Genomic DNA, 6,820 nt, shown 5'->3' on the forward strand with positions numbered 1-6,820 from the left:
CATCAAGTCCGGGCCCGCCGCTTTTCATTTAAGGGACACCATTTAGACCGCATCACGCCGACGTGAAGACGAAGGCACAGGACAAACCCGCCCCGCCCAACATCCATCAACCCGGGGCTACAAGAGCTTTCCACCCCCCGCAAACAACGCCACGATCTCTCCCGCCGGCGCAGGCCGGCCAAAGTAGTAGCCCTGCCCGCTGCCGCAGCCCATCTCGCGCAGGACTTCCGCCTGTTCCGCCGTCTCGATCCCCTCGGCCAGCGCCTTCAGGCCGCAGGCGTGGATGAGGTGCAGCACCGCGGCTACGAAGTCCCGCTGTTGCTCGTCGTCGCCGAGGCCGCTGATCAGGCTCCGGTCGATCTTGACCACGTTCACCGGCAGTTTGCGCAGGTAGCTGATGGAGGAATAGCCGGTCCCGAAGTCATCGATCTCGAGCTGCACGCCGAGCCGGCGAAGGCCGTTGAGCGAATACTGGTCGACGTCGCCGCCATTGACGGCCATGGACTCGGTCAGCTCCACGATCAGGTTTGATGCATCCACGCCGGTCTCCCTGAGGATGTCCCGCACATGTTCGATCAGCTCGAGGTTTTGCAGTTCGGTGGTGGAAATGTTGACCCGGACGTTAAAGGTGCTGTCCACCTGCAGGTCCTGCTGCCATTTGCGCAATTGGCGCACTGCATTGCGCAGCACCCAGTGGCCCAGGTCCACGATCATGCCGGTTTCCTCGGCCAGGGGAATGAACTGGTCCGGCATGAGCAGACCGCGCTCCGGGTGGTTCCACCGGACCAGCGCCTCCACGCCCTCGATCCTGCCGGTCGCGAGGTCCACCACCGGCTGGTAGTGCAGGGTCAGCTGGTCCTGCCGGATGGCTTCGCGCATTTCCGTAATCATGACGCTCTGCAGCCGGCGGGCGTACAGCAGGGCCGGCTCGAAGACTTTGATGCTGCTGTGCTGCTGCGCCTTGGCCGCGTACATGGCCGTGTCGGCCTCCATGACCAGGTCATCGACGGACTGGCCGGGTTCCGCGATCCGCAGGCCGATGCTCGTTCCGCAGGTGACTTTCAGGTCCCCGACGTCGAGGCTCTCACTGAGTGCCTTGAGGATCCTGTTCGCCACCCTGCGTGCCCGGACCAGATTGGACTTCGGCAGCATGACGGCGAATTCGTCGCCACCAAGGCGCGCCACGGTGTCCGTATCGCGGACGGCGTCCTGGAGCCGGCGTGCGATGGCCCGCAGGACGTCGTCGCCGGCGCTGTGCCCCAGGGTGTCGTTAATGCCCTTGAAGGAATCGAGATCCAGAATCAGGAGCGCCGGCGGCATTTCGCCGCGCGAGGACTCCGCCAGGGCATGGCTCAGGACCGAGTTCAGTGCCGTCCGGTTGGCGAGTTGGGTCAGGGGGTCGGTCAGCGCCATGCGTTCGAGTTCCACCTGCGCCTCGCGCAGCATGGCCGTACGGCTTTCGACCCGCTCTTCCAGCTCCTGATAGATGGTCTGAAGGTCATCGGCCATCAGGTTGATGCCGGCGATGACGGCGGCGACGTCGTCGCGGGCTCCCGAATGCGGGATCCGGGTGCTCAGATCGCCTCCGGCGATCCGCACGATGCCTTCCACGAGGGCGTGCAGCCTGGGGTCTGGTGCTTCATTCTTCACGGGTGTGCTGCCTTAGCCACTCAACGGCCGCGGATTCGGAAGTGAAGAACTGGGCCGGGATCGTCTCGCTTCGGGACCGCAGGAGGTAGTGGGCAATGACCCGGTCCACCGGGCTCTCGCCCACCAGGGCGAACGCTGTCGCCGCTATGGAACCGCTGTAGACCCGGCGGGCCTCCATGCTGACACCGACGACGCCGGTGATCACCAGGAGCACCGGCATCCGCCGTCCCGCGGCGATCGTGCGGACGATGTCGCCGGCGATGCGCGCCTCGGGGCCCTCGATCTCCTGGTTGGCGGGCAGCAGGACCTCGATGATTCCGCCGTCGATCATCCGCACCCCGATGCTATGGGCGGCACCGCCGTCGGCGAGCGCACCGTCGGTCGCCCGGGCCGCGGTGACCGCCGCCGCCCCCAGAACGACGCCGGCCGAGGCCGCTGCCGTGTCCGGCAGGCCCTCCGGCAGCCGCCCCTCGGGCCCGGCCAGGGCCTCGAGAGTCATCGGACCGCAATTCGACGGCGGCGGTCCGCGGAGCCCCGGAGGTCACGGTTCAGCCGTCGGTCGCCGTGATAGAGAATCGTTTCCCAGTCGACTTCCTCGGCTGTCTTGGCAATCACGGGACTCTCCTTCACTTTCTTGGGCCTGGGACTGACATACAGCCAGTTAACCACCCCGAGGAAGACATCCACCGCGGAATTGAAGACTCCGATGTAGGCGCGGATCGCGCCCGCTGCGAGGATGGCGTTGACGGAAGCGAAGGCCACATTGCCCCAGTTCCCCACTTGCGCGTCCCGCCATACGGTCAGCAGCGAGAAGGCGACGATCGCGTACGGGGTCAGGACGTAGATCGCCGGGGCGGCGGTGCGGTCCTTGACCTTGGGCGTGCGGGCGAAGGGAATCTTGTCGCCTGTGACGGCCTGCTGCAGCGATTTCAGCACGCCCGCCAGGTTGACCGGCAGCAGCACGAGGTTGAAGCCGTAGATCCGGAGGATGTCGCTGAAGCGGTGGCCGCAGTCGCGCAGGTCGCTGCCCATGGCCAGGAAGTACGGCAGGGCGGCGATGAATACGATCGGGCTCAGCAGCCGGCTGTCATAGGGGTACGCCAGGAGGAAGACGAGACCAAAGCTGGCCCACGCGATGGACGCCATGTAGTTCACCCGCAGCAGCACCTCCCGGAACAGGATCGCGCGGCGCTCGGACCGGTGTTGGCGGAGCTGGACCCACAGCTTGGGCAGGATCAGCAGGCCGCCGTTCGCCCAGCGCCGGCGCTGGACCACGAGGGAGCCGAAGTCCGGGGGTGTGGCGCTGTAGCTGAGCCGTTCCGGATAGTTCACCAGGGTCCAGCCGTGCTGGCCTAGATCGATGCTGGATTCGGTATCTTCGATGACGGTTCGGTCCTGGATGTAGGTCCGGATCTCGAAGGCCCCGTTGGTTTCCACCTCGACGATGTCCTCCAGGGCGCGTTTGCGGATGACGGCGTTGGCGCCCACCCAGAACGTCGCACCGTAGTAGGTCATGCCCTGGTGGAGGATGTGCTGGAGGTCGGTGGTGGCTCCGGCGACCCGCTCGATGCGGGTGGGGGCACCACGGAAGGAGGAATACGGCGTCTGGGTGACCGCGACGCGCTCGTTGCCGGCCGATTCCAGGAAGTAGACCAGCCGGAGGCAGTAGTCGCGCAGAAGCAGCGAGTCGGCGTCGAGCGTCAACAGATAAGTCGTGTCCCGGACGTCCATGATCTCGCCGTCCAGCTCCGGGGCGACGCCGGCGCCCACCTTGCGCAGAACCACGCCGTCGGCGGTGGTTTCCTTCTGCCAGGTGTGGCCCATCAGCGAAATGTAGGCATTGAGGTTCATTGCCTTGTTCGCCTCGTGGGAAAGGCTCGCGTACTTTTTGCGTTCGAACGTTTCGGTGGAGACGTTGAAGATCCAGGTCAGCCGGAGGTACAGCTCTTCGATCCGCGTGCGCGGCGGCGAGGTCTGCTGGGCCAGCGCAGCGTTCAGTCCCAGGAGCACGAGCCTCAGCTCGCGCGCCAGGCCCATCAGGACGAGGTCGACGAAGAACTCGTCGACGTGGTCCTCCACCGTTTCAGCAGCAGCCATCGATTCAAGCCATTCGGCGGCTGCCTCATATTCGGCGATCAGCAGGGCCACCTCGGCGGCAGTGCCGCGCCCGTGCGCCTTTTCCCGGCTGCGGAAATCGGCCAGGGCAGCGTTGAAGCGCGACGCCGGGACGCTGAGTTCTGCTTCGATCTCCGCGGTCAGTGCGCGGGTCTTGTCCAGCCGGACCCGGTCACCCAGGTCCGAGGGATGCGGCGGGTCATCGAGCAGCAGCACCACTTTGAGGTCCGGGAACTCCTGCAGCGCCGCGGACCACAGCGTCGCCCGCACCACCTGGGGTTCTTCGGCGTAGGAGGGCACCAGCACGGTGATGCCCTCGGCGTACTCGGCGAAGTGCCGGTCCAGCTCGCCGCGCGGCACCCTGGCATGGTCGCGGAACCGGTACAGGGCGCCCTGCCGGGCCATCAGGTACATAAGGGCGGAAAACGTCAGGAATGTTACGACGATTAGGTAGGAGACCGTCTCAAACTGAAACCGGAAACCCGCATTGGGGTTGTCCGCGAGCTCTTTCAGAATGGTGGAAATGACGTATGTTACCCAGGCCGCCAGCGTCGTGAGAATTCCCAGCCGGCCAAGGATTATTTTGCGCCGGGACGGTCTCGGATGGACAATTGACAGCGGCTCGGAACGCCGCTCTGCCCCCCATTGACGGCGCCGGACCGCACCTTTTTGTTCGGTGGTCGCGCTTTCCGAATCCAAGCGCGGCAAGACAAGCTGATCTGGCATTAGTCCCCATAAGACTGCAAAGTCGGCATATTGGCGCGCGCCTACGGCAAAACCCGCACGCCGCACCGGAATGTTCCGGTGAGTGCCCTTATGATAATGCAAGGTCAGAGGCTTGCCGGACATCAGACACCCCGGAAATTTCACGAGCTGATGCCGGCTGCCGGCGCGTGCCCGGCTGCCCAACGAAAGACGCACAAGGGGGACCCCGTGTCCGAACGATTCCCAGGCCGCAAACTATCTGTGGTCCGGCTGGGTGTACTCATCGGCGCCGTGGTGGCGGCCGCCGGCGGCGGCGTTGTCGCATGGGGCAACTTCCAGGACGTCCGGGCGGCCGAGGCCATCCCGTCCGTTTTCTCGGGATATGTCGATGTCACGGCGACGCCCCGGTACGCATTCGAGGACCCGGCGTCCAAGGAAGCCGAAAAGGTCGTGCTGTCCTTCGTGGTGGCTGATCCCAAGGAGCCGTGCTCGCCTTCCTGGGGCGCCGCCTACTCCCTCTCCGACGCCGCGGCCTCGCTGGACCTGGACCGGCGGGTGGCCCGGCTTCAGCAGCTCGGCGGCAGCGTGGCGGTGTCCTTCGGCGGGCTGGCCAACCAGGAGCTGGCCGTCACGTGCACCGACCCTGCCCAGCTCAAGTCGGCGTACCGGACCGTCGTCGACCGCTACCAGGTCAGCAGCATCGATCTGGACGTGGAAGGCGAGGCCCTGTCCGACCCCGCGGCCCTTCAGCGGCGTTCAGTGGCCATCGCCGCGCTCCAGCAGGAGCGCCAGCGCGAGGGCAAGCCCTTGAGCGTCTGGCTGACGCTGCCGGCGGATCCCAACGGCCTCACGGCGACGGGCAGCGACGCCGTCCAGAAGATGATCGCTGCGGGGGTCGACCTCACCGGCGTGAACGCCATGACCATGGACTACGGCGGAAGCATGCTGCCGGGCCGGTCGATGTACGAGAACGCGGTATCCGCCGCGGAAGCAACCCATCAGCAACTGACCGGCCTGTACCGGGCCGCCGGCACCGAACTCGGCACGGGCACGGTGTGGCGCAAAGTCGGGTTGACGCCAATGATCGGCCAGAACGACGTCGCCGGCGAAATTTTCACCCTCAAGGACACCCAGGAACTCAGCGCCTACGCCAGTGCCCGCGGCATCGGCCGGCTTTCCATGTGGTCCCTGAACCGTGACCGCACCTGCAGCCAGAACTTCCCGGACGTCACGAAGGTTTCCGATGGCTGCAGCGGCGTGGACCAGGGAAGCTCGTCCTTCGCCACGATCCTCGGCGCGGGTGTCATGGCCAGCCCGTCGTCTGCGCCGGCCGCCGCGGCTGCGCAGACGCCGGTCCCGGCCGTCAGCGACAATCCCTCCACCAGCCCGTACCCGGTGTGGTCCGAAACCACCGCCTACACCGCCGGGGAGCGGATCGTGTGGCATTCGAACGTCTACGAGGCCAAATGGTGGACCCGCGCCGATACCCCGGATGATCCCGTCCTCCAGGGCACCGCGACCCCCTGGCGCATTATCGGTCCGGTCCTGGCCGCTGACCGGCCTACCCCGCAGCTGACGGCACCGGCCGGGACCGCCCCGGCGTGGCAGCCCGCCACGGTCTACCGCAAGGGCGCACGGGTGCTCTTCGAAGGCCGGGTCTTCGAAGCAAAATGGTGGACCCAGACCGACAGCCCCGAAGCTGCGCTGCAGGGATCGCCGGAATCGCCGTGGTCAAAGCTGCGGGACGAGGAACTGATGAAGATCATGGCCAAGGCGACTGCCGCCCCGGTTCCCAGCGCGGCGGCGTCCGCGCCGGCGCCCTAAGGGCCCGCTTCACCGGGCCCGGGCCCTCCAGCCCGGGCCCTCTGTCCCGGGCCTTGTGGCCTGCACAGGCCTGCCGCAGCCGGCCTGCCGCAGTGGGCCCGCCTCAGCCGGCCTGCCTCAGCGGGCCTGGGCCCGGGCGAGCTTGCGCGCCGTGCGTTCGTGCTGGACCCGCTGGGCGATGACAAGACCGGCCGCGGCGACGCCGACGGTGATGGGATAGCCCATGAGCCGTTCCAAGGCACCGGGTTCCGGCACTTGCATGCCCGTCAGTCCGCCCGCAATGAGCGCCGCCAGGGACACGGCCCCGCAGCCCAGGATGAACCACCCGAGCGGCGTCTGCCGGAGCCAAAGCCAACCGAGGATCAGGAGCGCCAGGGCCCCGGCGGCGAAGTACATCAGGGCGCCGGCCACGTGCCAGGCCGATCCCGTGTCCTCGGGCACCAGCCCCACGATGACCGTTCCTGCCCCGGCGGCGCCGGTCAGCAGCCGGGCGGCGGCCGCTGCCACCACCCCTGCGCCCCAGCGC

5 protein-coding genes are annotated in these 6,820 nt (G+C 67.0%); 1 reads left to right on the top strand and 4 read right to left on the bottom strand.

All coding sequences use genetic code 11. The features are described from left to right. Positions 1-117: 117 nt before the first annotated feature. Genes Y706_RS0121775 through Y706_RS0121785 form a run of 3 tightly spaced genes read right to left on the bottom strand, consistent with a single transcriptional unit; the run spans position 118 to position 4,179 of the window. Positions 118-1,650: a putative bifunctional diguanylate cyclase/phosphodiesterase gene (locus Y706_RS0121775; protein ID WP_028278241.1), complete on the bottom strand. Its 1,533-nt coding sequence runs from the start codon at positions 1,648-1,650 to the stop codon at positions 118-120. After that, positions 1,640-2,149, bottom strand: coding sequence for a DUF7793 family protein (locus tag Y706_RS29010; protein WP_052355123.1), 510 nt, complete (start codon positions 2,147-2,149; stop codon positions 1,640-1,642). The genes Y706_RS0121775 and Y706_RS29010 overlap by 11 nt, the downstream gene beginning before the upstream one ends. After that, positions 2,146-4,179: a glycosyltransferase family 2 protein gene (locus Y706_RS0121785; protein WP_156945222.1), complete on the bottom strand. Its 2,034-nt coding sequence runs from the start codon at positions 4,177-4,179 to the stop codon at positions 2,146-2,148. The genes Y706_RS29010 and Y706_RS0121785 overlap by 4 nt, the downstream gene beginning before the upstream one ends. A gap of 519 nt (positions 4,180-4,698) precedes the next feature. Here Y706_RS0121785 and Y706_RS27090 point away from each other — a divergent pair. Further along, positions 4,699-6,294 carry a chitinase gene (locus tag Y706_RS27090; RefSeq protein ID WP_043436984.1) on the top strand — a complete coding sequence of 532 codons (1,596 nt, stop codon included), beginning with the start codon at positions 4,699-4,701 and terminating at the stop codon, positions 6,292-6,294. 117 nt (positions 6,295-6,411) lie between these two features. Here Y706_RS27090 and Y706_RS27095 read toward each other — a convergent pair. Next, positions 6,412-6,820, bottom strand: a 409-nt coding sequence (locus Y706_RS27095; protein WP_043436992.1) for a DUF998 domain-containing protein, incomplete at its 5' end; no start/stop codon positions are given.

Origin of the sequence: Arthrobacter sp. I3, from assembly GCF_000520575.1 — a bacterium.
GTDB classification, from domain to species: domain Bacteria; phylum Actinomycetota; class Actinomycetes; order Actinomycetales; family Micrococcaceae; genus Arthrobacter; species Arthrobacter humicola_A.

Coding starts and splice junctions, on each gene's coding strand:
- Y706_RS29010 (WP_052355123.1), bottom strand. CDS start 2,149: ATGACTCTCGAGGCCCTGGCCGGGCCCGAGGGGCGGCTGCCGGAGGGC.
- Y706_RS0121785 (WP_156945222.1), bottom strand. CDS start 4,179: ATGTACCTGATGGCCCGGCAGGGCGCCCTGTACCGGTTCCGCGACCAT.